This window comes from Georgenia thermotolerans, assembly GCF_009193185.1.
Classification (GTDB): domain Bacteria; phylum Actinomycetota; class Actinomycetes; order Actinomycetales; family Actinomycetaceae; genus Georgenia; species Georgenia thermotolerans.
This window is the reverse complement of sequence record NZ_VUKF01000012.1, coordinates 1-24,376: the sequence shown is the minus strand read 5'-3', so window position 1 is coordinate 24,376 and position 24,376 is coordinate 1. Positions and strand designations below refer to the sequence as shown.

The 24,376-nt window shown below is 75.9% G+C and carries 26 protein-coding genes and 1 pseudogene; 11 read left to right on the top strand and 16 right to left on the bottom strand.

The window, feature by feature from the left end:
- Positions 1–24 precede the first annotated feature (24 nt).
- Together GD970_RS07370 and GD970_RS07365 are read right to left on the bottom strand one after the other, a co-directional pair.
- Positions 25–921, bottom strand: coding sequence for an NAD(P)-dependent oxidoreductase (locus GD970_RS07370; protein ID WP_152202246.1), 897 nt, complete (start codon positions 919–921; stop codon positions 25–27).
- 95 nt (positions 922–1,016) lie between these two features.
- Positions 1,017–1,568 (bottom strand): hypothetical protein, encoded by a 552-nt coding sequence (locus GD970_RS07365; protein WP_152202245.1) that lies wholly within the window; start codon positions 1,566–1,568, stop codon positions 1,017–1,019.
- Positions 1,569–1,700: 132 nt separating this feature from the next.
- Here GD970_RS07365 and GD970_RS07360 point away from each other — a divergent pair, with 132 nt between their 5' ends.
- On the top strand, positions 1,701–3,281 hold the full coding sequence (locus GD970_RS07360; protein WP_152202244.1) for an SIR2 family protein: 1,581 nt from the start codon (positions 1,701–1,703) through the stop codon (positions 3,279–3,281).
- Between the two features lie 175 nt (positions 3,282–3,456).
- Positions 3,457–3,837 carry a VOC family protein gene (locus GD970_RS07355; RefSeq protein WP_152202243.1) on the top strand — a complete coding sequence of 127 codons (381 nt, stop codon included), beginning with the start codon at positions 3,457–3,459 and terminating at the stop codon, positions 3,835–3,837.
- A gap of 23 nt (positions 3,838–3,860) precedes the next feature.
- On the opposite strand, the gene GD970_RS07350 is transcribed toward GD970_RS07355, so the two are convergent.
- The 3 genes from GD970_RS07350 to GD970_RS07340 form a co-directional block, all read right to left on the bottom strand.
- Positions 3,861–5,114, bottom strand: coding sequence for a chloride channel protein (locus GD970_RS07350; protein ID WP_226925215.1), 1,254 nt, complete (start codon positions 5,112–5,114; stop codon positions 3,861–3,863).
- A 61-nt stretch (positions 5,115–5,175) separates the two neighbouring features.
- The gene (locus GD970_RS07345) at positions 5,176–5,628 is read right to left on the bottom strand and encodes a hypothetical protein (protein WP_152202242.1); all 453 of its coding nucleotides are present in this window, start codon (positions 5,626–5,628) and stop codon (positions 5,176–5,178) included.
- Positions 5,629–5,796: 168 nt separating this feature from the next.
- Positions 5,797–7,041: a glycosyltransferase gene (locus tag GD970_RS07340; protein ID WP_152202241.1), complete on the bottom strand. Its 1,245-nt coding sequence runs from the start codon at positions 7,039–7,041 to the stop codon at positions 5,797–5,799.
- A 78-nt stretch (positions 7,042–7,119) separates the two neighbouring features.
- Between GD970_RS07340 and GD970_RS21550 the strand changes: the two genes are divergently transcribed.
- Positions 7,120–7,272 carry a hypothetical protein gene (locus tag GD970_RS21550; protein ID WP_155524133.1) on the top strand — a complete coding sequence of 51 codons (153 nt, stop codon included), beginning with the start codon at positions 7,120–7,122 and terminating at the stop codon, positions 7,270–7,272.
- 4 nt (positions 7,273–7,276) lie between these two features.
- Here the strand turns inward: GD970_RS21550 and GD970_RS07335 are convergent, their stop codons facing one another.
- The 4 genes from GD970_RS07335 to GD970_RS07320 all read right to left on the bottom strand — a co-directional run bounded on the left by GD970_RS07335 (position 7,277) and on the right by GD970_RS07320 (position 10,405).
- Positions 7,277–8,218, bottom strand: a complete 942-nt coding sequence (locus GD970_RS07335) for an NAD(P)-dependent oxidoreductase (protein ID WP_152202240.1) — start codon at positions 8,216–8,218, stop codon at positions 7,277–7,279.
- Positions 8,219–8,338: 120 nt separating this feature from the next.
- Entirely contained in the window at positions 8,339–8,869 is a 531-nt protein-coding gene (locus GD970_RS07330) for a hypothetical protein (protein WP_152202239.1), read from the bottom strand.
- Positions 8,870–9,085: 216 nt separating this feature from the next.
- Positions 9,086–9,766, bottom strand: coding sequence for a PspA/IM30 family protein (locus tag GD970_RS07325; protein WP_152202238.1), 681 nt, complete (start codon positions 9,764–9,766; stop codon positions 9,086–9,088).
- Positions 9,767–9,781: 15 nt separating this feature from the next.
- Entirely contained in the window at positions 9,782–10,405 is a 624-nt protein-coding gene (locus tag GD970_RS07320; RefSeq protein ID WP_152202237.1) for a hypothetical protein, read from the bottom strand.
- Positions 10,406–10,516: 111 nt separating this feature from the next.
- Between GD970_RS07320 and GD970_RS07315 the strand changes: the two genes are divergently transcribed.
- The gene (locus GD970_RS07315; protein WP_152202236.1) at positions 10,517–10,960 is read left to right on the top strand and encodes a hypothetical protein; all 444 of its coding nucleotides are present in this window, start codon (positions 10,517–10,519) and stop codon (positions 10,958–10,960) included.
- 42 nt (positions 10,961–11,002) lie between these two features.
- Here GD970_RS07315 and GD970_RS07310 read toward each other — a convergent pair whose 3' ends face one another.
- Positions 11,003–11,500, bottom strand: coding sequence for a MarR family winged helix-turn-helix transcriptional regulator (locus tag GD970_RS07310; RefSeq protein ID WP_226925214.1), 498 nt, complete (start codon positions 11,498–11,500; stop codon positions 11,003–11,005).
- Positions 11,501–11,589: 89 nt separating this feature from the next.
- Between GD970_RS07310 and GD970_RS07305 the strand changes: the two genes are divergently transcribed.
- Complete coding sequence (locus GD970_RS07305) at positions 11,590–12,585, top strand: EamA family transporter (RefSeq protein WP_152202235.1); 996 nt, start codon at positions 11,590–11,592, stop codon at positions 12,583–12,585.
- On the opposite strand, the gene gtfA is transcribed toward GD970_RS07305, so the two are convergent.
- Entirely contained in the window at positions 12,491–14,005 is a 1,515-nt protein-coding gene (gtfA, locus tag GD970_RS07300) for a sucrose phosphorylase (RefSeq protein ID WP_152202234.1), read from the bottom strand. The genes GD970_RS07305 and gtfA overlap by 95 nt on opposite strands.
- A 107-nt stretch (positions 14,006–14,112) precedes the next feature.
- On the bottom strand, positions 14,113–15,066 hold the full coding sequence (locus tag GD970_RS07295) for an ArsR/SmtB family transcription factor (RefSeq protein ID WP_152202233.1): 954 nt from the start codon (positions 15,064–15,066) through the stop codon (positions 14,113–14,115).
- A 56-nt stretch (positions 15,067–15,122) separates the two neighbouring features.
- Between GD970_RS07295 and GD970_RS07290 the strand changes: the two genes are divergently transcribed.
- The gene (locus GD970_RS07290) at positions 15,123–16,484 is read left to right on the top strand and encodes an MFS transporter (RefSeq protein WP_226925213.1); all 1,362 of its coding nucleotides are present in this window, start codon (positions 15,123–15,125) and stop codon (positions 16,482–16,484) included.
- 119 nt (positions 16,485–16,603) lie between these two features.
- Positions 16,604–17,833, top strand: coding sequence for an L-2-hydroxyglutarate oxidase (gene lhgO, locus GD970_RS07285; RefSeq protein WP_152202231.1), 1,230 nt, complete (start codon positions 16,604–16,606; stop codon positions 17,831–17,833).
- Here lhgO and GD970_RS07280 read toward each other — a convergent pair.
- The 3 genes from GD970_RS07280 to GD970_RS21545 all read right to left on the bottom strand — a co-directional run bounded on the left by GD970_RS07280 (position 17,794) and on the right by GD970_RS21545 (position 20,883).
- Positions 17,794–18,882: a VIT1/CCC1 transporter family protein gene (locus GD970_RS07280; protein ID WP_152202230.1), complete on the bottom strand. Its 1,089-nt coding sequence runs from the start codon at positions 18,880–18,882 to the stop codon at positions 17,794–17,796. The genes lhgO and GD970_RS07280 overlap by 40 nt on opposite strands.
- Positions 18,883–19,030: 148 nt before the next feature.
- Positions 19,031–20,143 (bottom strand): phosphate ABC transporter substrate-binding protein PstS, encoded by a 1,113-nt coding sequence (gene pstS / locus GD970_RS07275; protein ID WP_152202229.1) that lies wholly within the window; start codon positions 20,141–20,143, stop codon positions 19,031–19,033.
- A 323-nt stretch (positions 20,144–20,466) separates the two neighbouring features.
- A complete protein-coding gene (locus GD970_RS21545; protein ID WP_193314901.1) occupies positions 20,467–20,883 on the bottom strand; it encodes a YtxH domain-containing protein in 417 nt (138 codons plus the stop codon).
- Between the two features lie 33 nt (positions 20,884–20,916).
- On the opposite strand from GD970_RS21545, the gene ppk2 reads away from it, so the two are divergent.
- The 4 genes from ppk2 (at position 20,917) to GD970_RS07250 (ending at position 23,801) form a co-directional block, all read left to right on the top strand.
- Entirely contained in the window at positions 20,917–21,873 is a 957-nt protein-coding gene (gene ppk2 / locus GD970_RS07265) for a polyphosphate kinase 2 (RefSeq protein WP_152202228.1), read from the top strand.
- 24 nt (positions 21,874–21,897) lie between these two features.
- Positions 21,898–22,758: a 5'-3' exonuclease gene (locus GD970_RS07260; protein ID WP_152202227.1), complete on the top strand. Its 861-nt coding sequence runs from the start codon at positions 21,898–21,900 to the stop codon at positions 22,756–22,758.
- A 105-nt stretch (positions 22,759–22,863) separates the two neighbouring features.
- Complete coding sequence (locus GD970_RS07255) at positions 22,864–23,481, top strand: PadR family transcriptional regulator (RefSeq protein WP_170297298.1); 618 nt, start codon at positions 22,864–22,866, stop codon at positions 23,479–23,481.
- Positions 23,478–23,801 carry a DUF2218 domain-containing protein gene (locus GD970_RS07250; protein ID WP_152202225.1) on the top strand — a complete coding sequence of 108 codons (324 nt, stop codon included), beginning with the start codon at positions 23,478–23,480 and terminating at the stop codon, positions 23,799–23,801. The genes GD970_RS07255 and GD970_RS07250 overlap by 4 nt, the downstream gene beginning before the upstream one ends.
- 70 nt (positions 23,802–23,871) lie before the next feature.
- Here GD970_RS07250 and GD970_RS22130 read toward each other — a convergent pair.
- Positions 23,872–24,376, bottom strand: a pseudogene (locus GD970_RS22130) (hypothetical protein); the annotation flags it as partial.

The window sequence follows — 24,376 nt, the reverse complement described above, 5'->3', positions numbered from 1 at the left end:
CGAGCGGTGAGCGCCGCACCCGGCTCAGGCGGAGCGGTCCTCGAGGTCGCGCTGGACGACGGCGGTGTCGAGGTCGCCCAGGCCGCGGGCGGTGATGTCGGCGAAGACCTCCTGCAGCACGGGCAGCTGGCGGACGGCGACGCCGGTGCGCCGGGCCTCGTCGGCGGCGAAGCCGAGGTCCTTGACCATGAACTTCGCCGGCGCCGCCGGGGTGTAGTCGTGGGCGACCAGCCGGGACTTCTTCACCTCGAGCAGGCGGGAGCCGGCGTAGCCGCCGCCGAGGAGGTCGAGGAGCCGGGCCAGGTCGAGGCCGGAGCGCTCGGCGATGACGCTGGCCTCGCCCAGGGCGACGGTGGTGGCCGCGACGATGAGCTGGTTGCAGGCCTTGGCCACCTGCCCCGCGCCGATGGGGCCGAGGTGGACGGCGGTGCCCATGGCACCGAGCCAGGGCAGGGCGCGGGCGACGTCCGCCGGCGCGCCGCCCACCATGATCGACAAGGTGCCCTCGGCGGCGCCCTCCACCCCGCCCGAGACCGGGGCGTCGACGACGGCGAGCCGCCCCGCCGAGCGGCGGGCGACGTCGTCGGCGAGCGCCCGCACGCCGTCGGGCGAGCTGGTCGAGGCGACGACGAGGACCGCCGGGGCGGACAGCCCGGCGAGGAGCCCGCCGTCGCCGTCGAGGACCTCGGCGACCTGAGGCAGGTCCTGGACCATGCTGACCACGACGCCGCAGCGGCCGGCCAGCTCGGCCGGCGTGGCCGCCCAGCGGGCCCCGGCCGCCACCAGCTCCTCGGCGCTGGCCCGGCGGCGGCTGTGCACCCACAGCTCGCCGCCGCGCTCGCGCGCCGCCCGGAGCAGGTGCGCCGCCATGGGGCGGCCCATGGCGCCCAGCCCGATGAGCCCGACGTTGTCCTCGGTCATGCGCCCTCCTCGCCGCGTGGGTCCTTCCCGCGGCGAGCCTGCCACGCGAGCCGGCCGCCCGACGAGGGCGGCCGGTGGGCGAGAACGGGCGCGGCTCAGTGCCGGCGCATCGACCGCACCCACCCGGCCAGCGGGCGCTGCTGCTCGCCCTGCTGGGCGCCCAGGACCACCAGGGTCCCGGTCACCAGCGGGATCGCCCACTGGATGGCCTTGAGCTGCCGCTGGGCCATCGTCGTCCTCGTCGAGGTGTGCGCGCCGGGCTCGGTGGCCCCCTCGGCCGTCTCCCCCTTGTGCCCCTGCCGGGCGACCTTGGCGCCGAGCATCCCGCTGTAGGCGGTGAGCCCGACGGCGAGCCCGGTCAGGCCGGCCTTGACCACCGTGTTGGACTGGGCCTCGGGCTGCTTCATCAGCCGGGACTTGTTGGCGGCGATGAGGCCCAGGCTCCCGACGACGTGCGTGCCGATGGCCAGGGCGTTGACCGGGGCCCACATGCCCCAGCCGCGCGAGGACAGCGTCAGCCGCTCGCGCGGGTCGGAGGCGTGGGCGGCGGCGCCGTTGAGGCCGATGGCGCCCATGAGGGAGCCGCCGAACCAGGCTCCCAGGCCGAGGTCGTGCATGCTTCGGACCAGCGTGTTGCGCTCAGACATGAGTCCTCCTGTGCATCGGTGCTGTCGTGAAGGCGTGCGCCGCGGTGCTGGGCGACATCCGTAGTCTCACCGACCGGGCCGCCGGGGGCGCGGGGAGCCCCCGATTCCGGGTGGCCAGTAGCCTCGGCACTCATGGGCACCGGACACGTCTTCGTCATCCAGGGCCTGCTCGAGCACCTCGACTGCGACGCCGTGATCGTGCCCTCCGACGAGCGGTTCGTCATCGAGTCCGACTGGGACGCGGTGGTGGGCCGCTCCGACGGCGCGGACGCGGCGGGGCTGCGCCCGGCCGGCTGGGCGACCAAGCGGTTCGGCCGCGCCGGCGCGTGCGACGCGTGCGCGCCGCCGCTGCCCACCTGGTTCATCGACGCCACGTGGTTCGAGGGGCAGGACGCCACCACGGCGGCCCAGGACCTCGCGGGCCGGCTCGCCGCCACGCTGCGGGAGATCGCCCGGGCCGGCATCGTGCCGCGTCACGACCGCCCGCACCCGCTCGTGGCCGTGCCCGCGCTGGGCACCGGCGGCGGCGGGTTCAACGAGATCCGCGGCCTGCTCCTCGACCTGCTGCTGGAGACGTGCCAGGACGTGGTCGGCATGACGGCGGTGGACGTCGCCATCGTCGCCAAGCACCCGGCCGACTACTCCGCCTTCCAGGAGGTGCGCCGCCGGCGCCCCTCCCCCGAGCGTGACCTCGCCCCGGAGCTGCAGGAGGCGGCCGGGCGCATCGCCGGGGCGGCCCGTCGGGGCGAGCTCGCCCTCTTCCTCGGCGCGGGGGTGGGCGTGGCGGCCGGGCTGCCGTCGTGGTCGGAGCTGCTGGCGCGGCTCGAGCGCCGCGCCGCCGTCCCGCTGGACGACCTCGCCCCGCTGGACCGCGCCGAGCTGCTGCGCCGGGAGCTGGGCGAGGGGTTCGGGCAGGCGGTGGTCGAGGAGCTCTCCGGCGCCGACCGCTACGCCCTCACGCACGCCACCCTGGCGGCGCTGGGCTGCATGGAGGTGGTCACGACCAACTACGACACCCTCTACGAGGTGGCCGCCGGGGACGTCGTGCGCGCCCCGGTGCCGGTGCTGCCCGGGGCCGTCGTGCAGGCCGGGGTGCCGTGGGTGCTGAAGATGCACGGCGACCTCGCGCGGCCGGAGTCGATCGTGCTCTTCCGCAGCGACTTCGTCCGCTACGACGCCATGGCGCGGCCGGTGGCCTCGGTGGTCCAGTCCCTCATGGTCACCCGCCACCTGCTCGTGGTGGGCACGTCGATGACGGACGACAACTTCCTCCGCCTCGCCCACGAGGTGGCCGCGTTCCAGGCCCGGCACGGCCGCCGCTACGGCGGGCCGGCCGGGCGGGCGGGGCAGCCCGACGAGGGCACCTCGCTCATCGGCACCGTCGTCACGCTCACGCCCAAGCCCGCCCAGGAGCGGCTGTGGCGCGGGCGGTTCCGCTACGTCGCGACGGCCGACGGCGCCGGCACGTCGCAGGAGGCCGCGCGCCGGCTGGCGATCTTCCTCGACCTCGTCGCGATGCTCGCCGCCCACCGCGACCACTACCTGCTGGACCAGCGCTACGAGCGCATGCTCGCCTCCGCGCCCGAGCGCCGGGCCGCCGACCTAGCCCGCCGGCTGGCCCGGGAGCTGCCGGCGCTGGCCGACGGCGCCCCGGCCGGCTGGCGCCGTCTGCTGCACCAGCTCCAGGCGCTGGGGGCGTCGGCCGACGGATGAGGCGGGGCGGGCGCCGTCGTACCGCGGATACCGCCGCAGCGCGGATACCGCCGCACCGCCCCTCAAAAACTCTTCCCGCGGGGCGCCCCGGCCCGGTACGGTCGCCAGCGTCTCCCGCCGCCGGGAGCCCGGAGCGCCCCGGCGGCCCGCCCGACGTCGAGAGCAGGTTCGGTCGATGGCATGTCGGATCAGTGAGCTCGTGCTCGGTTGCCGCGATCCCGAGGCGCTGGCGCGGTTCTGGTGCGAGGTCCTGGACTTCGTCGTGCTCGACCGCGAGGAGGGCGGCTACGTCGAGATCGGGCCGCGTGAGGGGTTCGGCGGCCCGCAGCCGACGATCGTCTTCAGCCATCGGGACGAGCCGGAGCCGGGCAAGCTCCGGCTGCACATCGACGTCAACGCCACCGACCGCGACCAGGACGCCGAGCTCGAGCGCCTGCTGCAGCTCGGGGCGCGCCCGGCCGACGTGGGCCAGACCGGCGAGGAGTCCTGGCACGTCCTGGCCGACCCCGAGGGCAACGAGTTCTGCCTGCTGCGGACCCGCCTCGCCCCGCTCTGAGGGGCGCCGCGCCCCAGGTTGCCTCAGGCGACGCCGGTGAGCCAGCGCCGCGACATCAGCTGGCTCACCGCCACCGAGCCGGCGATGGCGATCATGGCGGGCAGCAGCAGCGCCGGGCCCCGGTCGGTGAACTCCACGACGAGGAGCAGGGCCGTGAACGGCGCACGCATCGAGGTGGCGAGGAACGCCCCGGCCGCGACGAAGGCGAAGGCCGCGACCGGTGTCCCGGGCCACACCAGCACCCACAGGCCACCGAGCGCGCCGCCGAGGGTGGCCCCGATGGCCAGCGACGGCGTCAGCGTGCCGCCGGCGGCCCCGGCACCGATCGTCGCCGTCGTCGCCGCGGCCTTGAGGACCGCCAGGGCGGCGAGCAGGCCGACCGAGGCGGTGGCGGCGAAGGCCACCTCACCGAGCGCCCGGCCGTTGCCGAGGATGAACGGGAACGGCACCGCCAGCAGGCCGACGCCGAGGAACACCACCGGCATGACGAGCAGGATCGTCCAGCCCCGCGGGCGGTGGCGGGCCGCCAGCTGCGCGCCCACCACGAACCAGTGCCCGGCGAGACCCAGCAGCGGCCCGACCACCACGGCCCAGGCCACCAGCGACGGGGTCACCGCCACCTCCGGCAGCGAGTACAGCGGGCCGGCCGGCAGCGCCAGGCGGGCGACGAGGGTCGCGATCGCGGCGGTCGCCAGCGCCGGGACGGCGGAGGTGAAGGTGAGCTGGGCGAGCAGCACCTCGAGGGTGAACAGGGCGCCGCTGACCGGCACGTCGTACACGGCGGCCAGGCCCGCCCCGGCACCGCACGCGACGAGGGTGCGCCGCTCGCGCGCGGTCAGGCCCACCTTCTCGCTCAGCCAGCCGGCGAAGAGCGCCCCGAGCTCGCGGGGGGCGACCTCCCGGCCGATGGAGGCGCCGAGGCCGACGACGACGATCTGGAGCGCGGCGTTGACCACCGTGGTGAACGCCGGCATACGCGCCCCCTGCACGCTGTCCTGCACGGAGACCACCGGCCTGGCCCACCGGCGCAGCGCCCACCACCCCAGCGCACCGACGACGCCGGCGATCGCCAGGGCGAGCACCCGCCGCCACGGCGCCGACCCGACGACGCCGGTGAGGAACGTTCCCGCCGAGTAGCCGTACGCCAGGTGCTCCACGGCGTGCAGTCCCAGGCTGACGACCATCCCGCTGACGCCGCCGCCGACGCCGACGAGGGCGGTGACGACGGCGAGGCGCACGAGGCGCATCCATCCCCTCGGCGCCGCCTGTTCGGTCACGCCGCGATCGTAAATCGGCCGCCGTCGCCCATGCCCGCCGGGCGCCGGCCACCGACGCGCCTCACACCTGGGGGCGGTTCGGCCTCATGCGGATCCCGGCCTCGAGGAAGGCCTGCTGGTCCGAGGCGAGCAACAGCCGGCTGCCGCCGGTCCAGGCGGCGGTGCGGTGCGCCTGGCGGCGCAGGTCGGCGCAGAGTCGGCGGTGCTCGACCACGCGGTCGGCCAGCCAGTCGGCCCACAGGTCCCGCACCCGCGGGTCGGGTTCCCGCTGGGCGAGGGCCAGGTCGTCGTCGAGCTCCGCGCCCACGCGGGCGAGGTAGGCGGCCTCGGAGGCCAGGCCGCCGGCGAGCGACCCGCGCGACTCGGCCGCGCCCACGGCACGCCCGGTGCGCTCGAGCGAGCGGCGCACCTCCGCCCGCAGGCGGGCGACCGGCTCGACGGGGGGCGCGGCCGGCCGTCCGCGCAGGCGGCGGGCAACCCGGCGAACGGTTCGGACGATCGCGTCAATGCCCATGGCTTCACCTGCCAGCCGCGCCGGGATGACGTCCACGATACGGCGCGGCCGCGCCGGTGGGGGAGATCCGCGGCCCCCTCGCCGGGCCCCCGGCCGGTGGCGGTCCGGCCCGGGTCGGGCCCCGCCTCGCCCCCGGTCTCACCCCGGGTCTCGCCGGCGCCCACCGGCTCACTGCCGTCCCGGTGCGGTGGCCTCGACGACGTCGCAGGCCCGTGCGGCCGCGCCGCGGAAGTCCACCCGGGCGGCGTAGCCGGCACAGCGGGCGGCCACCGCGGGGTCGAGCAGCCGACGCAGGGCGGCGGCCGCCCGCGGGGCCCGGAAGACCCGCGGCGACACCCGCTCGGCCACCCCCAGCCGGCACAGCCGGTTGGCGTTGTCCGGCTGGTCGTGGGCGAAGGGGACCACGAGGTGCGGGACGCCGGCCGCCAGCGCCTGGGCGGCGGTGCCGACCCCGCCGTGGTGGATCAGCGCCGCGGCGCGTGGGAGGAGCCGCCCCAGCGGGGCCCAGGCGACGTGGTGGACGTCCGAGGGCAGCCGTGCGGGCAGCTGGTCGCGGAACTGGGTGAGCACGACCGCCCGTCGGTCGATCCGGCGGACGGCGGCCACCGCCTGCCCGAGCACGCGCGCGCCGTGCGCCATCGCCGAGCCGAGGGTGATCACCACGGGCGCCTCGCCCGCGGCCAGGAAGGCGGCCAGCTCGGGATCGAGCGGCGCCTCCGCCCCGCCGCCGGGGAAGCCGGTCAGGATGAGGTTGGCGGGCCAGTCCGGCCGCGGCGGCGCGAACCAGTCGGGGAAGAGCCCCACGGCCCGGTCCGGGGAGTGGATCCACCGGCCGAGCACCCGGGTGACGGGCGGGAGGCCCAGCTCGGCGCGGAAGGCGCCGAGCCCCGGGGTCAGCAGCGGGTCGACGAAGCGCCGCTCGCCCAGCTCCAGCCGCCACGCCTGGGTGTGCACCGGCAGCCAGTCCGGCAGCCGCGCCCCGGCCATCTCGGGGTTGTCGTAGGCGCTGAGCAGCGGCGCCGGCTGGAGGTGGAGGGTCACGAGCCGGAACCCCAGGCGCTCCTGGGCGAGGCGCGGGCCGAACGCCAGCGCGGTCGCGGCCAGCACGGTGCTTGCCGGGTCCAGCCCCGCGAGGTAGTCGTACATCGGCCGCATGGCCGGCAGGATCGCCCCGTGGGCGATCGTGCGCAGGCCCCGGACCGGGTGCCAGATGTCCGGGTCGGCCAGGGCGCGGTCGTACGCCGCCGCGGTGCCGATCGGGACCAGCTCGAGCCCGGCCCCCTCCACCATCTCCCGGAAGTGCGGGTTGGTCAGGACGGTGACCCGGTGTCCGCGTCCGGCCAGCACCGTGCCGAGCGTGACGATCGGGGCGACGTCGCCCGCGCTGCCCACGGTGGCGAGGACGACGTGCACGGGCGGCCCCTTCCGACGGAGACGGTCAGTCTCTCCCGCCGGCGTGCGGGCGGCGCGGCGGGGTGCCACGGTGGCGCGATGAGCGAGAGCACGCCGACGCCCGACGAGCAGACGCCGCCCACCGACGCCGCGGAGAACCCGGAGGCCGGCGCGCGCCGGTCCGCCGACCAGGCCGCCCGCTTCGCCGACGAGGATCGCGCCGAGGAGGCGGTCGAGACCGGCAACGACTGACGGCTCAGCGCGCGACGACGTTGCGCAGCGGCGCCCCCTCGAGCAGCGCGCGCACGTTGTGCGCGATGAGCTCGTCGGCGCCGACCGGGCGCCCGCCCGCGGCGTGCGGGGTGATGAGCAGGTTGGGCACGTCCCACAGCGGGGAGTCGGCCGGCAGCGGCTCGACGGCGGTGACGTCCAGCGCCGCGCCGGCGATCTCCCCGGCCGTCAGGGCCGCGGCGAGGGCGTCCTCGTCCACGGTGGTCCCGCGCCCGACGTTGACGACGTAGGCGTGGGCGGGCAGCGCGGCGAGCCGCTCGGCGCCCAGCGCCCGGGCGGTGGCGTCGGTGGCCGGCAGGATCATGATGAGGACGTCGGTCCGCTCGAGCTCGGCGGCCAGATCCTCCTCGGCGACGACGTCGAAGCCGGCGCGCTGCCCGGCGCTGCGGGCCACGCCGCGCACCTGCGCGCCGAGCTGGCACAGCAGCGGGGCGAGGGTCTGGCCGATGTTGCCGAAGCCCCAGATCAGCACCCGCGAGCCGATGAGGGTGGTCACCCGGCCGTGCGGGCGCAGCGGCTGGAGGCCGCCGAGCTCGGGGTCCCAGCGGTGCTCGGCCTGGGCGGCGGCGGCCTCGGGCAGGCGCCGCAGCAGGGCCAGGGTGAGCGCCAAGGCGTGCTCGGTCACCGTGGCGTCGTGCAGGCCGGAGCCGGAGGTGACGACGACGTCGTCGGGGAAGCCGGCTCGCAGGACGGTGTCCGGGCCCGCGGCGAGGGTCTGCACCCAGCGCAGGTGCGGCATCTTGTCGGCCACGGCGGCCAGGTCGTCGCCGGAGCTGCCCCACACCACCAGCGCCTCGGCGTCGCGGTGCTCGGCGGGCACCGGGGCGGCGGCGGCGTAGACGACGGCGTCGACGCCGTCGGGCAGGTCGGGCGCGAGCGGGAGGGAGTCGGGCAGGAGCAGCTTCATGGGTCCTTCTCTCAACGGTGCGGCCAGGATACGGACACCGGCGCGGGCCCGTGGGGGGCCCGCGCCGGTGGGGGCCGGTGACGTGCGGCGCGGTGCGGGACCGGCGGCCGGCGATGCCGCTCAGCCGGCGTTCACGACGATGCTGAGCCGCCCGCCGCCGTACCCCTGGACCTCGGCGTCGACGTCGAGGCGAGGCCGGTGGCTGCGCATCCAGGCGGCCACCTCGTGCGGCGGTGGCGTCACCGATGCGTCGAGCACCCGGTGCAGCCGCCGGTGGGGGCCGTCGTCGCCCTCGAGCAGGACCTTCATGACGTTGAGGACCTCCGTGGCGTCCTCCAGGACGGCCGGCGCGAGGGCGTCGCTGGCGAGGTCGGCCCGCGCGGGCGGGAGCAGGGCCAGCGCCGCGGAGAGGTGCCGGGCCAGGTGGACGTCCAGGGCGATGACCGCCTCGGGGCGGCCCAGGTCGTCGGTGTAGACGCCGATGACCGCGGGCGTGGCCGGTCCGAGCTCCGGGCCGGGGGTGAGCTCGACGTCGCGCTCGAGGAGGGTGGTCAGCACCGCGCGGACGTCCCCGGCGGGCGGCAGCGGCGAGTCCCCGGTGATGTGCGGCCGGCGGGATGGCACCGGGGCGTCGTCCGGTGAGAACGCCACCCGCACCACCACCTTCCTCGGCCGCCCGGCGGGAGCCGACCCCCGGGACGCGCGCCCGTCGTCGGCGGCGGTGTGCGCCGCAGCGGGCCCCCGGCGCTGGACGGCCCCGCGCGCAGGCTAGCGGCCCGGCCCGCCGACAGCGGGGACCCGGGGGCGGGCGGCGGCTTCGCGTTACCGCCTCGCGCCCAGGCAGGCCGGGGACGCGGCCCCGGTGACCTACGGGTCGAGGGCGCGGCGCTCCTTGAGCCGCTCGAGCTCGGCCTCGGCCGCGCGCCCGTGCTCGAGCTCCTCGAACGCCGCGCGCACCGATTCCCCGTCCGGGTCGGTCCAGGCCAGCTCGTCGTAGGCGGCCGCGCGTGCCCGCAGCTCGCGGACCGCCTGCTCGGCCTCCTGCGCCGCGCGACGTGTCTCGGCCGCCTGCTGCCCCGCCGCGCCCAGCGCGGCGCGCACCTCGGTCGCGGCGCGGGCCGCGTCGTGGTCGGCGCGCAGCGCGAGGTAGCGGGACTGGGAGTCCTCCAGGCGCCGCTCGACCTGCCCCAGGCCGTGCTCGAGCCGGCGCACCTGCGCGTCGAGCCGCGCCCGCTGGGCGTGCAGCTCCTCGCGGCGCTCCCCCGTCACGATCGACCGGCGCAGCAGCTCGCGCGCCCCGGCGTCGTCGCCGCGGCCGACGGCCTCCTCGGCCCCGCGGTTGAGCCGGGCGATCTCGTCGCTCGCCCGCACGGCGAGCAGCTCGACCCGGCGGCGCTGGACCACGAGGTCGGCGACGGCGCGGCGGGCCTGGTCCAGCCGCTCCTCCTGCTCCAGCTGGGCCCGCTCGAGGACGACCAGCGGGTCGGGCGCGGGAGCGCGCGCCTCGCGGCGGGCCCGCACGATGCGGGCGAGACGGCGGCCGACCATCGTCGTCCTCCCGACTCAGGCGACCCGGCCGGGGGCGCGGTAGGCCGGCCCCCACGCGGCCAGCGCGTCGACCTCGAGGGCGAGGGAGGTGCCGGCGCGCTGCAGCTGGGTGTCGCCCACGGCCGCGCCGGTGCGGAGCAGGCACGCCCGCAGCTCGCTGGAGAGCCGGCCGTGCTCGCGCACGGCGCCGTCGACGTCGTCGGCCAGGGCGCGGCGCAGGGCGGGGTCGGGCTCGGAGGCGACCAGGCGCAGCCGGTTCTCGATCTCGGCCGCCGCGCCGGCCAGGCGCGCCGCGACGGCGGGCAGCTCACCCAGGGGCCGGCCGTGGGCGCGGGCGTCGGCGAGGGCGCGGTCGGTCGCGTCGGTGGCCCGTTGCACCGCCAGCCGCTGCCGGGCGACCCGCCGCCCGGCCGGGTCGGCCGCGACGGTCCGCACGCTCAGCGCGCCGCGGCGCAGGGCGCGGGAGCGGCGGATGCGGCGCACCACCCACCAGCCGGTCAGGCCGACGGTGGTCAGCAGGACCAGGGACCCGACGGCGGCGATGATCGCCAGGGTGGTCAGCACGTCCACAAGCTCATGGGCGGCACTCACGTCCACGGGCACTCCGGTCATGGCGGCCTCCCAGGTCGGCAGGGGCACCTACCCCCACTCTAGGTCCGACGCACGGGGATCGCGCCAAGTTCCCCGCTTCCCGGTGCCGTCCGGCCGCCTCACGTATCGTGGAACGCACCGGACCGGAAGGGGAGATCCATGGGCACCGTCCGCAAGGCCGCCGTCACCGTCCTCGCCGCGGCCGCCCTGCTCGGCGCCTGCTCCAACGGCGGCGGCACGCCCGGGACCGTGTCGGCGTCGGTCTCCTCCGCCATCGCCGGGGCGCAGGGGCTCGTGGACGACGCCCGTGGCGCCGTCGACAACCTCAAGGGCCAGCTCAACGGCATCACCTCCGAGGAGGTGCGCACCAAGGTCGAGGACGCGATGCAGTCCTCGTCGACGGCGATCGACGACGCCCGCCGGGCCCTGGAGAGCAGCGACGGCGCGGAGGCGAAGGCCAAGGCGCAGGCCGCCCTCGACGACGCCCGCACCAAGGTGGAGGAGGCGAAGGCCTCCACGCAGGGGGCGACCAAGGACGCGCTGGACACCCTGTCGGCGAAGATCGACGAGCTGACCGCCAAGCTGAGCTCGTCCAGCAGCTGACCCGGGCTCGGCCTCCACGGGCCGGCGCGGCCGGCCGCGTTCTCAGACGTCGCCGAGACCGGCCAGGAGGCGGCGCAGCAGCCCGGCGAGCTGGTCCTGCTGCGCGGCCGTGAGCGGCCCGAGGAGGCGCCGTTCGTTCTCGAGGTGCGCCCCGGCGACGGCGTCGACGAGCGCGCGCCCGGCGTCGGTCAGGGTGATGAGCACCGAGCGCCGGTTCTCCGGGTCGGTCTCGCGGGTCACGTAGCCCTTGGCGACGAGCCGGTCGATGCGGTTGGTGATCGCCCCCGACGTGACCATGCTGCTCTCCGCCAGGGCGCCCGCGCTGAGCCGGTGCGGGGTCCCGGCCCGGCGCAGGGTGGCGAGGATGTCGAACTCCCCCGGCTGGAGCCCGTGCCCGGCGAAGAAGGTCCGCAGCTCGCGGTCGAGCAGCTGCGACGCCCGGCTCAGCCGCCCGAGCACGCCCATCGGGGCCGGGTCGAGGTCCGGGCGCTCGGTGCGCCACTGCTCCAGGTAGGCGTCCACCCTGTCGGTCGCGACCACCACAACTCCTCAACGTTGAACTGTTTGACGCTGAGCATACCGTGCGCTACTTTCCTCAACGTTGAACTATTCGATGTTGAGGAGATGTCATGGGCGAGCGCACGACGGCGACCGGCGGGCCGTGGCTGACGGTGCTGACCGCGACCGCGCCGGCGGTCTGGGGCACCACGTACCTCGTGACGACCGAGCTGCTGCCGCCGGGGCACCCGCTGTGGCTCGGCGTCCTCCGCGCGCTGCCGGCCGGGCTGGTCGCCCTGGCCGTCGTGCGGCGCCTGCCCCGCGGCGTGTGGTGGTGGCGGGCGGCGGTGCTGGGCACGCTGAACTTCGGGGCGTTCTTCGCGCTGCTGTTCGTCGCCGCCTACCGCCTGCCGGGCGGGGTGGCCGCGACGCTGGGCGGCGCGCAACCGCTCCTCGTGGCCGGGCTGGCCCTCGCGCTCCTCGGGACCGCTCCCCGGCGCTGGCAGCTGGGCTGGGCGGTGGCCGGCCTGGCCGGGGTCGGGCTGCTGGTGCTGCGCGCGGACGCGGCGCTCGACGCCGTGGGCGTGCTCGCCGGCCTGACCGGCACCGCCGCCATGGCGACCGGCATCGTGCTGACCAAGCGGTGGGGCCGGCCGGTCGGCGCGGTGACGTTCACCGCGTGGCAGCTCGTCGCCGGCGGCGCCGTCCTGCTGCCGGTGGCCCTCGTCGTCGAGGGGCCCCCGCCGGCCCCGACCGGGGCCGCGCTGGCCGGCTACGCGTGGCTCGGCGTCGTCGGCACCCTGGCCGCGTACGCCGTGTGGTTCCGCGGCATCGGCCGCCTGCCCGTCACCTCGGTGTCCTTCCTCGGCCTGGTCTCCCCCACGGTGGCCGCCGTGCTGGGCTGGCTGGTGCTCGGCCAGGCGCTGACGCCGCTGCAGCTCCTCGGCTTCGCCCTCGCCACGGGCGCGGTGGTCGCGGCCCAGCTCACCCCGGCCGGCGGGCGGCGGGGAGGGGCCGCGGCCGTCGGGCGGCTCAGCCGTTCCCGGCCGGGTCCGGGGCGCGGGTCCCGGCCCGGGCGGGATCCTCGGCCGGCGGGGGCGGCGCCGCGGGTGCCGGCGTCGTGCTGATGGTGAAGCGGGCGGCGGCGACGTCGGCGTTCAGGGCGGCCACGTGCTCCCCGTGCCGCCAGGTGAGCACGACGTGGCCGCCGTCGCCCGTCACGGCGCACGTGCCGCCGAAGGCGGGGTGGGTGCGGCGCAGCGCGATGAGCTCCAGCAGCCGTCGCACCACCGGCCGGCGCAGGTCGGCGACGATCTCCTCGGCGCCGTAGTGGTGGCGGTTGATCTCCCGGCCCACGCCGGTGCGGGCGAGGCGGTCCATGTCGTTGTGCCCGGCGAGCAGGCCGACGTAGTAGATCTGCGGGATGCCGGGGGTGAAGAGCTGGACGGCCCGGGCGAGCAGGTAGGCGTCGTCGTCGGCGCCGAGAGCGTCGTAGTAGGTGCAGTTGACCTGGTAGACGTCGACGTTGGACGCCGCCCAGCCGGTGGCCTGGCGGGACTGCCCGCCCGAGCGGGCGTGGATGCCCTCGACGAGCGCGTCGAGCTGGTCGGGCGTGAGCAGGCCGGGCCGGTCGGGGGCGATCTGGTCGGGGCCGACGTCGACGACGCCGATGCCGTCGTGGGTGTCGAGCACGGTGACGGCGTTGGCCGGGCGGATCTGGAGCCACCGGCGCAGCGGCGCGGCGTCGCCGGTGAACAGCGCGTGCAGGAGCAGCGGGGGCAGGGCGAAGTCGTAGACGCGGTCCACCCGGCGGGCGATCTCGATCTGCCGCTCGAAGTGGCTGTGCACCTCGACGAGCACCTCCATGCCCAGCGCGCGCGCCTGGGCGGTGAGGTCGTCGATGAAGGCCAGGGTGTGCGGCGTCATGAACGAGGAGGTGCCGGCGGTCTTGACGGCGTAGCCGACGGCGTCCAGGCGCACGTCGCGCACCCCGCCGCCGGCCAGGGCCGCGAGCACCCGGGCGAGGTGGGCCTGGCCGGCGGGGTGGGCGAGGTTGAGGTCGATCTGCCGGTCGGTGAACGTCGTCCACACCAGGCGGCGGCGCCCGCCGAGGGTCACGGCGGTGAAGGGCAGGCCGGGCCGGGGCCGGTAGATGCCGGTCAGCTCCTCCTCGTCGGCGCCGTCGGGATAGACGTCGGACATCGTCAGGAACATGCCCGCCGCCGGGGAGGCGTCCCCGCGGGCGACGACGTCGCGGAACTCGGCGGAGTCGGCCGAGACGTGGTTGACGATGAGGTCCGCCATGACCGTGTAGCCGCCGGCCAGGCGCCGCACGTCGTCCCAGTCGCCGAGGCGCGGGTCCACGCTCGCGTGGTCGACGGGGTCGAAGCCGGCGTCGGCGCCGTCGAAGGGCGTGTAGAACGGCAGCACGTGCACGCCGGTGAACACCCCGCGCAGCGGGCCGTCGAGCACCGCGCGCAGCCCGGCCAGCGAGCCGCCGAAGCGGTCGGCGTAGGCGATGAGCTGCACCTCGTGGCTGCGGTCCATGGCGACCTCCTCGTCGTCGTGGGCAGCGTAGCGTCGGGCTCCCCCCGCCGGCCGGGCGAGCACCGCGGGCAGGCCCGGGCCGAGCCCACGACGTCGGGGCGGCGAAGCTACCGGCGCACCCCGAGCAGGGCGTCGCCGAGCTCGCTGCGCAGGTACAGCACGCTGCGCCCGTACCGGGTGGAGGTGACCAGGCCGCCGTCGCGCAGCACCCGCAGGTGCTGGTTGACGGCGGAGGTGGTCACCCCGAACCGGATGCCGAGCTCGGTGGAGGAGGCCGGCTCGGCGAGGGCGACGAGGAGGCGGGCGCGCACCCGGCCCAGCAGCGCCGCCACGGAGGCCTCGTCGGGGACCCGTTCGCGCTCCCAGAGCACGCCCTGCCCGCGGGCGGGGTACATGAGCACCGGCGCCTCGTCCGCGCCGACGGGCGCGGAGACCCGGCGGGTGAACATCGTCGGCACCAGCGTGAGGCCGCGCCCGCCGCCGGTGCGCTCGACGGGGCTGCGCAGGCTCACCGAGATCACCCGGCCGTCGAAGGTGACCCCGGGGGCGAGCCCGTCGAGCATGGCGGCCAGGCCGCTGTTGGCGATGACCCGGCCGCGGTGGACGATGTCCGCCTCGAGCACCGCCCGCATCCGGGCCCAGTACGGGGCGATGCACAGCTCCCAGTACTCCCGCAGCGCGCCGACCAGGCGGCCCACCGCCCGCGCGTGCGGGCCGGCGAGCGCGGGCGGCACCGCGCCGTGCACGGCGACGAGCTGGTCGCGGAGCTCCCGCGGCCCGATCCGGGCGAGCGTGTCGAGCTCGTCCTCGAACCGGGTCAGCGGGGACAGCGGCCGCGGGTTGAGGAAGTCCGGGGTCCACAGCCGCTCGTCGACCAGGGCCATGAGCAGCTCGCGGTCCACCCGCTCGCGCGCGGCCTCGGTGCGGGCGAGCCAGGGCAGCTGCAACGGGTAGCGGGAGGGGTCCCGCATCGCCCGCAGGGACAGCCCGGTCTCGCCCAGCGGGGAGATGCCGAAGCGGATCCCGCCGAGGTCCGCCTCGGTCAGCTCGTACCGCAACATGTAGCGGGACGCTACATCGATTCCAACGCCGTCCGGTTCCCTCCATGCTTCCCGACGTGAGCAGCACGCCGACCTCCTCCGCCGTCACGCAGCCCAGCACGGACGCCGACCTCGCCGGGACCGGCGCCGGGGAGGCCGCCGTGGGACAGGCCGCGGCGGCCGGTGCCGGGCAGGACACCGCCGACGGGCCCGGGCTGCGCGCCGCGCTGACGCGAGGGCTGGGCGACCCGGTGCTCCGCGTCCTCATGGCCGCCACCGCCGTGAGCACGCTCGGCCGCGGCGTCTTCTTCACCCTCACCGTCCTGTACTTCACCTCGATCGTCGGGCTCTCGGCGGCCCAGGTCGCGCTGATCCTGGCGGCCTCCAGCGGCGTGGGCGTGGTGACCTCGCTCCTCGGCGGTCACCTGGCCGACCGCGTCAGCGCCCGCGCCCTGTGCCTGGTGCTCACGCTCACCCAGGGCGCCGCCGTCGTCGCCTACACGGCGGCCACCACCTTCGCCGTCGCCCTCACGCTCGCCTGCCTGGCCGCCGGCGCGAGCTCGGCGGAGCACTCCGCCCGGTCGGCGATCATCGCCCGCGCCTTCGACGGCGGGGCGCGGGTGGGGGCCCGGGCCGTGCTGCGCACCGTCACCAACATCGGCATCGCGGTCGGCTCCGCCCTGGCCGGGGCCGCGCTGGTCCTCGACACCGCGCCCGCCTACCGGGTGACGATGGCGCTCGCCGGGGCGACGTACCTCTTCGGCGCGTTCCTCTTCCGCCGGCTGCCGGCCCGGGTGGACGCGCCGCGCCGCGAGGCGACGGCGGAGGCGGCCGTCCCGGCGGGCCGCTCGCCCTTCCGCGACCCGCGCTACCTGCTGCTGACGGCCCTGTCGGGGCTGTTCGGCATGCAGTTCGCGCTGGCCGAGGTGGGCCTGCCGCTGTGGGTCAGCGAGCACACGTCGGCCCCGACCGTCGTCGTCTCCGCCGCGCTCGTGCTCAACACGGTCATCGTCATCGCGTTCCAGATCCCGCTCTCGCGGGGCACCGAGGACCCCGCGTACGCCGGCCGCATGATGGTCCTGGCCGGGCTGCTCATGCTCGCCGCGTGCCTGGGCTACGCCGCGTCGGGCGCGGTGGGGGCGGTGCTCGCCGTCGCCGTCGTCCTGCTCGCGATGGCGGCGCACTCCTTCGCCGAGGTGCTGTCCTCGGCGGCCACCTGGGGGCTGAGCTTCGAGCTGGCCGACCCGGCGCGGGCCGGCGCCTACCAGGGGCTGTTCGCGATGGGGTACAACGTCGGTGCCATGCTCGCGCCGGTGGTGGTCGCCGCGACGGCGCTGCGGCACGGCGTGCCGGGCTGGGCCGGCCTCGGGGTGATGTTCCTGGCCGTGGCGCTGGGGGTGGCGTGGATCGGGCGGCGCGCCGCCCGCGTGGCGCGGTAGGCCGGGCGTACCTCGTCACCGACCTCGGTCGGCGCGAACCGCCCACCGCCGCCCGGCCGCTGCGCCACACTGGCCTCGACCCGGCGCGGCCGCCGGGCGTCGAGCTCAACGAGGACACGATGACCTACGACTACCTGGTGATCGGCGGCGGCATCGTCGGCCTCTCCACCGCGCTGCACCTGCTGGCCGAGCGGCCCGGCAGCCGGGTGGCGGTGCTGGAGAAGGAGCGCACCCTGGCGGCGCACCAGACCGGCCACAACTCCGGCGTGATCCACGCCGGCATCTACTACGCGCCCGGCTCGCTCAAGGCCACGCTCTGCCGCGCCGGGGAGGCGGCGACCAAGGCGTTCTGCGACGCGCACGGCATCCCGTACCGCACGATCGGCAAGCTCGTCGTGGCCACCACCGCCGCGGAGGTCGCCCGGCTGCACCGACTCGGGGAGCGCGCCGGGGTCAACGGCATCGCCGTCGAGCCGGTCGACCGCGGCCGGCTGCGCGAGCTCGAGCCGCACGTGACCGGGCTGGAGGCGCTGCTCGTGCGCTCGACCGGCATCGTGGACTACCGGGCGGTGGCCCGGGCCATGGCCGAGGAGGTGCGCGCCGGCGGCGGCGAGGTGCTGACCGGGGTCGAGGTGACGGCCATCCGGGAGGGCGCGGACGCCGTCGACGTCGCGACCCCGGGGCGGGGCTTCCGCGCCCGCCGCCTCGTCGCGTGCGCGGGGCTGCAGGCCGACCGCGTGCTGCGCCTGGGCGGGGTCGAGCCCGACTTCCGCATCGTGCCCTTCCGGGGCGAGTACTACGAGCTGCCGCCGACCCGGGCGGGGCTGGTCGAGCACCTCATCTACCCGGTGCCCGACCCGGAGCTGCCGTTCCTGGGCGTCCACCTCTCCCCCACGATCGACGGGCGGATCACCGTGGGCCCCAACGCCGTGCTCGGCCTGGCCCGCGAGGGCTACCCCAAGAGGGCCGTCTCCCTCCGCGACGTCGCCGACTTCGCCCGCTTCCCGGGCATGTGGCGCTTTGCCCGCGCCAACCTGCGCACCGGCGTGGCCGAGGCGGTCAACTCGGTGGTCAAGGCCGGCTACCTGGCGCAGGCGCGCAAGTACTGCCCGAGCCTGACGGCGCGCGACCTGCGCCCGCACGTGGCTGGCATCCGCGCCCAGGCGATCATGCGCGACGGCACACCGGCGGAGGACTTCCTGCTGCGCGCGACCCCGCGCCAGCTGCACGTGGCCAACGCCCCCTCGCCGGCGGCGACGTCGGCGCTCCCGATCGGGCGGATGATCGCCGCCCGGGTGCTCGGGGAGCGTCAGACCACCGAGGAGCCGAACGCCAGGCCGAGCAGGTAGGTGACCGCGGCCGCGCCGAAGCCGATGCCGAGCTGGCGCAGCGCCCGGCGCAGCGGCGGCGCCCCGGACAGCACGCCGACGACGGCGCCGGTGCCCAGCAGCGCCAGGCCCACCAGGCCGGCGGCCAGCAGCACGGCCGGCGTGCCGGCGAGGCCGAAGATGTACGGCAGGATCGGGATGAGCGCGCCCGAGGCGAAGAAGCCGAAGCTCGAGACGGCGGCGTTCCAGCCGCTGCCGACCTCCTCGTACTCCCGGCGCTCGTGCTCGGGCAGCCCCTGCCCGGCCGTGACCCGGGCGATGATCCCGGCGGCGTGCTCCTGCGCCTCGGCGACGGACATGCCGCGGGCGCGGTAGACCAGCGCGAGCTCGTTGGCCTCGAGGTCGAGGTCGGGGATGACCCGGTGCGCGTCGGGGTCGGGCGTGGAGGACTCGAGCAGCTCGCGCTGGGAGCGCACGGAGACGTACTCCCCCGCCCCCATCGACAGGGCGCCGGCGAGCAGGCCGGAGATGCCCGTGAACAGCACGGTGCCGGCGGAGACCCCGGTCGCGCCGATGCCCAGGACCAGCGCGAGATTGGACACCAGGCCGTCGTTGGCGCCGAAGACCGCCGCGCGGAAGCTGCCCGACATGCGGGCCCGGCCGCGGCTGGCCAGCGCGCGCACCACCTCCCCGTGCACGCGCTCGTCGGCGGCCATCGCGGTGGTGGCGTCCTCGTTCGTGGCGTAGCCCGAGCGCTGCTCGGCGTTCTGCGCGAGCGCCAGGACGAACACCCCGCCGAAGGTGCGGGCGAGCCAGCCCAGGATCCGCGTGCGCAGCGCGCCCTTGGCCGGCCGCCCGGCGTGCTCGCCGAGCAGGTCGCGCCAGTGCTGCTCGTGGCGCCGCTCGGCGTCGGCGAGCCCGAGGAGGATCTCCTTCTCCTCCCCCTCGCGCCGGGCGGCCAGGTGCCGGTAGACGGCTCCCTCGGCCCGCTCGTCCGCGAGGTGGCGGCGCCATCGGCGGACCTGTGCGGGGGTCGGCTGCGGGCGCGCGGGCGGCGGGGAACCGGACATATGGCTCATGGTGGCAGCGCCGCGGCGACGCCTCCAGGGCCGTCGAGGTGGAATGCCCCACTGTTCGTCGGGCCGAAAAATCGGCGTCAGGACGCGGGAAAACCGCGTTCGCGGCCACCCTGGGGCAGGGAGTTCCGGCCGGCCGTCGTCAGGCCTTCCCGCTGATCTGGTTGATGGCGGCGTCGACCTTCTGCCGCAGGGCGTCGGTGATCGGGGCGGAGCCGGCGACGCTCGGGTCGGCCGCACGGTCCTGCCCCTCGGGCGAGGCGATGTACGTCAGCAGCGCCTTGACGTTGTCCGCGTCCTGCTTCTTGTCGTAGAGCGAGCAGGCGATCTCGTAGGAGACGAGCACCACCGGGTAGGCGCCGGCCTGGGTGGTGTCGCGGGCGATGTCGATGGTCAGGCGCAGGTCGGTCGCGTCCGGCGCGGGTGGTGAGGCGTCGACGACGGCGGCCGCGGCCTGCGGTGAGTAGGGCACGAACTCGTTGCCCACCTTCACGGCCGCGGTCCCCATGCCCTTCGGCACCTGGGAGGCGTCGAGGTAGGCGATGGTGCCCTCCGAGCCCTGGAGCGTCTGGACGACGCCGGACGTCTGGGCGCCGGACTGGGTGCCCTGGAGGGGCCACTTCTCGCTCGGCTCGTGGGGCCAGGCGCCGCCGGCCGCCTCGGCGAGGTACTCCGTGAAGTTCTCCGTCGTGCCCGAGTTGTCCGAGCGGTTCACCGGCACGATCGCCGTCGAGGGGAGCTGGACGCCAGGGTTGTCGGCGGCGATGGCCGGGTCGTTCCACGTCTTGATGTCGCCGTTGAAGATCTTGGCGAGCGTCTCGGGCGTGAGGTTGAGGTGCTGCGGTGATCCGGGCAGGTTGTAGGCGACCGCGATGGGCGAGATGTAGACCGGCAGCTCGAGGGCCTCGCTGCCGGAGCAGCGCTCCTTCGCCTTGGCCACCTCCTCGGCGGACATCGCCTTGTCCGACCCGGCGAAGAGCACCGAGCCGTTGAGGAACTGCTCGCGCCCGGTCCCGGACCCGACCGGGTCGTAGGAGACGTTCACGCCGGGGTGCTGCTCCTGGAACCCGGCCAGCCAGCCGTTCATCGCCTTCTCCTGCGACGACGCACCGGCCCCGGGCAGGGTCCCGCTGGAACCGCCGGTCGAGCCGCCTCCACCGCCGCCGCCACCGCCGCATGCGGCGAGCGTGAGGGCAAGGGCTGCGGCACCACCGGCGGCGGTCAGGCGCCGCAGGGTCGAGCGGGATCGAGACATGGGCCCCTCCGGGCGCGTGCTGGATCAACTGCCGAACGCGTCAGGAGGCTAGGTCGCGGAGGTGTCCGTCATGTCGGGAGTCGGTGAACACTGCGTGAACAGGTAGACGTCGACGCGAGCCCGCCCTGGGTGAGGAAATGAGGAAGACGGCGCCTTGCGCACGACAGCGCGCGTCACAGCGCGGCACGACGGCCGTCTCGCCCGCTACGTGACGCCTCGCGGAACGCGACGCCGCGCACGACGCGACGCCGCGCACGACGTGACGCCTCGCGCACGAGTTGACGTCTCGCGCGCTACTTGACGTCTCGCGCTCTACGCGGGGGTCAGGAGACGGGCGGGATCGGCTCCGCGGGCGGGGTCTGCGCGCCGGTCGTGGCGCCGTTGCCGGACGCCCCGGCGGTCCGGGTGCCGGCGGTCCCCGAACCGGCGGGACGCGCGGGGGTGGCGGGGCCACCGAGGATCCGGTCCTTGACCTGGGCGACGATCTTGTCGGTCATCGCCGCGCTCTGCGTCCGGGCGATGTCCCCGACCTTCGTCTCCACCTTCTGGACCCGCTCCTGCACGCGGGGGCTGGACCAGACGACGGAGCTCGCCTTCTTGATGCGCTCGTACTGGGCGCGGCCCGCCCGGGTCCCGAGGACGTAGCCCAGGCCGGCGCCGACGACGAACGAGAACTTGCCCATGAGAACCTCCGGTGCGTACGTGCTGGTCTGCTTCCCGAGCGTAGGGCCCTTCCGCATGTGCCGCGCGTCCTCGCGCACTAACCTGCCCCCATGGCAGCCGCGAAGAAGCGTGCCGACAACGACAGCACGGGCCGCGTCCCGAAGGTCCCGCCGCCGGGCCTGGAGCTGCCCGACGGCGCCGACCACCCCGACGGGGTGGTCGAGGGGGAGGTGTCCCCGGAGGTCTCCGGCTTCCGGGTCACCAAGATCCCCACGAGGGTCTACAACGCCGAGCTCTACCGGCTGCAGGGCGAGCTGGGGAAGCTCCAGTCGTGGGTCAAGGCCACCGGCGCCCGCGTCGTCGTCATCTTCGAGGGCAGGGACGCGGCGGGCAAGGGCGGCACGATCAAGCGGATCACCGAGTACCTCTCCCCGCGCGTGGTGCGCATCGCCGCGCTGCCGGCGCCCACCGAGCGCGAGAAGGGCCAGTGGTACTTCCAGCGCTACGTCGAGCACCTGCCGGCGGCGGGCGAGATGGTCCTCTTCGACCGTTCCTGGTACAACCGCGCCGGCGTCGAGAAGGTCATGGGGTTCTGCACCCCCGAGGAGCACAAGCGCTTCCTGCGTCAGTGCCCGATCTTCGAGCAGATGCTCGTCGAGGACGGCATCTTCCTGCGCAAGTACTGGTTCTCCGTCTCGGACGACGTCCAGTTCGCCCGGTTCAGGAAGCGCCTGCACGACCCGCTGCGCCAGTGGAAGCTCTCCCCCATCGACCTGGAGTCGATCACCCGGTGGGAGGACTTCTCCCGCGCCAAGGACGAGATGATGGTCCACACCGACACCCAGGTCGCGCCCTGGCACCACGTCGCCTCGGACTCCAAGAAGCAGGCGCGGCTGAACATGATCCACCACCTGCTCAGCTCCCTGCCCTACCGCGACGTCGAACCCGAGAAGGTCAAGCTGCCCGAGCGCCCGGCGGGCACCGGCTACCAGCGCCCGCCGATCGAGGTCTCCAAGTACGTGCCGGACTGGGCGTCGTCGCTCGTGGAGGACCCGTCCCACAAGTAGGCCCCGCTGTGCCAGGCTCACCCCATGCGGATCCACCTGGTCGACGGCACCTACGAGCTGTTCCGGCAGCACTTCTCCCCGGCGAACAAGGACGCCGACCGCGGCGCCACCCGCGGCGTCGTCGCCTCCTGCCTGGGCCTGCTCGAGCAGGGTGCGACCCACGTGGCGGTGGCCACCGACCACGTCATCGAGTCCTTCCGCAACGCCATGTGGCCGACGTACAAGGACGGCGCCGGCGTCGACCCCCATCTGACCGCCCAGTTCCCGCTGGTGGAGGCGGCGCTGACGGCGTTCGGCTTCCCGGTGTGGCCGATGGTCGAGCAGGAGGCCGACGACGCCCTCGCGGCGGCCGCGCGCGTCGCCGCCGCCGACCCGCGTGTCGAACGGGTCGCCATCTGCACCCCCGACAAGGACCTCGCCCAGTGCGTGGGCGGGAAGGTCTGGCAGTGGGACCGCCGGCAGGACAAGTGGTTCGACACCGACGGCGTGCGCGCCCGCCTGGGCGTGGCGCCGGCGTCCGTGCCCGACCTGCTCGCCCTGGTCGGCGACAGCGCCGACGGGTTCCCGGGCCTGCCCGGCTGGGGCGCGAAGTCCGCCGCCGCGGTGCTCGACCGCTTCGGGCACCTGGAGGACATCCCCACCGACCCGCTCGCCTGGGACACCGGGGTGCGCTCGGCGGCCAAGCTCAACGCGGTGCTGCGCGAGCAGTGGGACCTCGCGCTGCTCTTCCGGGACATCGCCACGGCCCGGACGGACGCCCCCGTGGGCACCGTGGACGAGTGGCGGTGGGCCGGGCCGACGGCCGAGGCGGCGGCCATGGCGGCCGAGCTCGACGCGCCGCGCCTGCGCGAGCGGGCCGAGCGGCTCGCGGCACGCGTCGGCTGAGGGACCGCCCGGCCCCTCGGCGCCCAGCCCGCTGAGCCGATCTGAGAGGCGCGGCCGGGGTCCGCACCCTCGACGTAAACACCATCACGATATATCGTGATGTGCATGAGAAACGATGAGTACATGAGGTCCGAGCCCGGGCGCGGCCCCCGGGGAGGCCGCGGCCCGCGCGGCGGTCACTGGGGACACGGTCCCGGCCCGGGCGAGCCCGGCGCCTTCCCCAGGCGGCGCGGCGGCCGCAGGTCCCGCGGCGACGTCCGCATCGCCGTCCTGCTGCTGCTGGCCGAGGAGCCGATGCACGGGTACCAGCTGATGGAGACGATCGTCGAGCGCAGCGGCGGCCGGTGGCACCCCAGCCCCGGCGCGATCTACCCCACCCTGAGCCAGCTCGAGGACGAGGGCCTGGTCACGATGACGGCCGCGGGCGGCGGGCGGCGCCAGGCGGCGCTGACCGAGGAGGGCCGCGCGCTGGTGGAGCGTGAGGCCGGGTCCTGGGCCGACCCGTTCGCCGGCCGCTCCGACGGGGCGGACGACGTCGACCTGCGCGGCGAGATCGGTCAGCTGCACGAGGCGGTCCGGGTCGTCGCCCGCACGGGCACCGACGACCAGCGGAAGGCCGCCGCGGCGCTGCTCGCCGAGGCGCGCCGAAAGGTCTACCTCGTCCTGGCGGGCGAGTCGGTGCCAGACGGAGCGCCGGACGCCGCCGGGGGTGAGGCCCGATGACCGGCCACACCGACGAGCAGGGCGCCCTGGTGAGCGCCAGCGCGAACGTGCGCACCGACGCGGCCGCCCGGTACGCCAAGCAACTCGCCTCGCACCTGGGGCGCAAGGCGACGGTCGAAGACCTCCCGGACGGCCACCGCATCCGTCTGACCGTCGGCTACGGCGATGTCCTCGTGCGTGAGGACCATCTGCTCCTGATCGCCGTCGCGCCCGACCTTGACGGGCTCGCCACGGTCCAGCGCGTCGTCGGCGGGCACCTCGAGCGGTTCGGTCAGCGCGCCGAGCTCGTCGTGGAGTGGTCGGCGCCGGAGAGCCGCTGAGGAACGCCGGCGTGAGGAGCTCCGGGCGGGATTGCCCCGGATCTGGGACGTCCGGGCGACGCGGGTGGGGTCAGTTCTCGTTCTCGTCGTCGCCCTTCTCCTTCTTCCCCTTGCCCTTGTTGTCCTTGCCCTTGTTGTCCTTCTTGTCCTTGCCCTTGTTGTCCTTCTTGTCCTTGCCCTTCTTGGGCTCATCCTTGTCCTTCTTGGGCTCAGCCTGCCGGCCGGACTTCTCGCCGTCGATCTGACGAGCGGTGTCGGGCTGCACCTGCGGCGGGGGCGGCGGGACGACCTCGACCTCCGGAGCCCGCTCCCCGGTGAACGACGCGGGCCCGGTGGCGTCTGCGGGCACCGTGACGGTCCGCGCCCCGTCCAGGGCGATGGGCGCCTTCGGCACGACGCCGTCCGTGGGCGCACCGGCCGTCGTGGTCGCGACGACGACGGCCCCCGCGACGGCGGCCGCGAGGGCGCCCGCGCCGACCCACCGGCGGCGGCCGCGCTTGTGGGCCGACCGGGCGCTCGGGCGCGTCGGCCCCGTGCTCGGGCGGGCCGGCCGGACGCTGAGGCGGGTCGGCCCC

Excerpts from the sequence above, each read along its gene's own strand:
- GD970_RS07335 (WP_152202240.1), bottom strand. The coding sequence starts at position 8,218 with ATGAAGCTGCTCCTGCCCGACTCCCTCCCGCTCGCGCCCGACCTGCCC.
- ppk2 (WP_152202228.1), top strand. The coding sequence starts at position 20,917 with ATGGCAGCCGCGAAGAAGCGTGCCGACAACGACAGCACGGGCCGCGTC.
- GD970_RS07305 (WP_152202235.1), top strand. The coding sequence starts at position 11,590 with ATGGGCGAGCGCACGACGGCGACCGGCGGGCCGTGGCTGACGGTGCTG.
- GD970_RS07325 (WP_152202238.1), bottom strand. The coding sequence starts at position 9,766 with ATGGTCGGCCGCCGTCTCGCCCGCATCGTGCGGGCCCGCCGCGAGGCG.
- GD970_RS07365 (WP_152202245.1), bottom strand. The coding sequence starts at position 1,568 with ATGTCTGAGCGCAACACGCTGGTCCGAAGCATGCACGACCTCGGCCTG.
- GD970_RS07260 (WP_152202227.1), top strand. The coding sequence starts at position 21,898 with ATGCGGATCCACCTGGTCGACGGCACCTACGAGCTGTTCCGGCAGCAC.
- lhgO (WP_152202231.1), top strand. The coding sequence starts at position 16,604 with ATGACCTACGACTACCTGGTGATCGGCGGCGGCATCGTCGGCCTCTCC.
- GD970_RS07255 (WP_170297298.1), top strand. The coding sequence starts at position 22,864 with ATGAGAAACGATGAGTACATGAGGTCCGAGCCCGGGCGCGGCCCCCGG.
- GD970_RS07315 (WP_152202236.1), top strand. The coding sequence starts at position 10,517 with ATGGGCACCGTCCGCAAGGCCGCCGTCACCGTCCTCGCCGCGGCCGCC.
- GD970_RS07345 (WP_152202242.1), bottom strand. The coding sequence starts at position 5,628 with ATGGGCATTGACGCGATCGTCCGAACCGTTCGCCGGGTTGCCCGCCGC.
- GD970_RS21545 (WP_193314901.1), bottom strand. The coding sequence starts at position 20,883 with ATGCGGAAGGGCCCTACGCTCGGGAAGCAGACCAGCACGTACGCACCG.
- GD970_RS07280 (WP_152202230.1), bottom strand. The coding sequence starts at position 18,882 with ATGTCCGGTTCCCCGCCGCCCGCGCGCCCGCAGCCGACCCCCGCACAG.
- GD970_RS07370 (WP_152202246.1), bottom strand. The coding sequence starts at position 921 with ATGACCGAGGACAACGTCGGGCTCATCGGGCTGGGCGCCATGGGCCGC.
- GD970_RS21550 (WP_155524133.1), top strand. The coding sequence starts at position 7,120 with ATGAGCGAGAGCACGCCGACGCCCGACGAGCAGACGCCGCCCACCGAC.
- GD970_RS07250 (WP_152202225.1), top strand. The coding sequence starts at position 23,478 with ATGACCGGCCACACCGACGAGCAGGGCGCCCTGGTGAGCGCCAGCGCG.
- GD970_RS07360 (WP_152202244.1), top strand. The coding sequence starts at position 1,701 with ATGGGCACCGGACACGTCTTCGTCATCCAGGGCCTGCTCGAGCACCTC.
- pstS (WP_152202229.1), bottom strand. The coding sequence starts at position 20,143 with ATGTCTCGATCCCGCTCGACCCTGCGGCGCCTGACCGCCGCCGGTGGT.
- GD970_RS07355 (WP_152202243.1), top strand. The coding sequence starts at position 3,457 with ATGGCATGTCGGATCAGTGAGCTCGTGCTCGGTTGCCGCGATCCCGAG.
- gtfA (WP_152202234.1), bottom strand. The coding sequence starts at position 14,005 with ATGGACCGCAGCCACGAGGTGCAGCTCATCGCCTACGCCGACCGCTTC.
- GD970_RS07295 (WP_152202233.1), bottom strand. The coding sequence starts at position 15,066 with ATGTTGCGGTACGAGCTGACCGAGGCGGACCTCGGCGGGATCCGCTTC.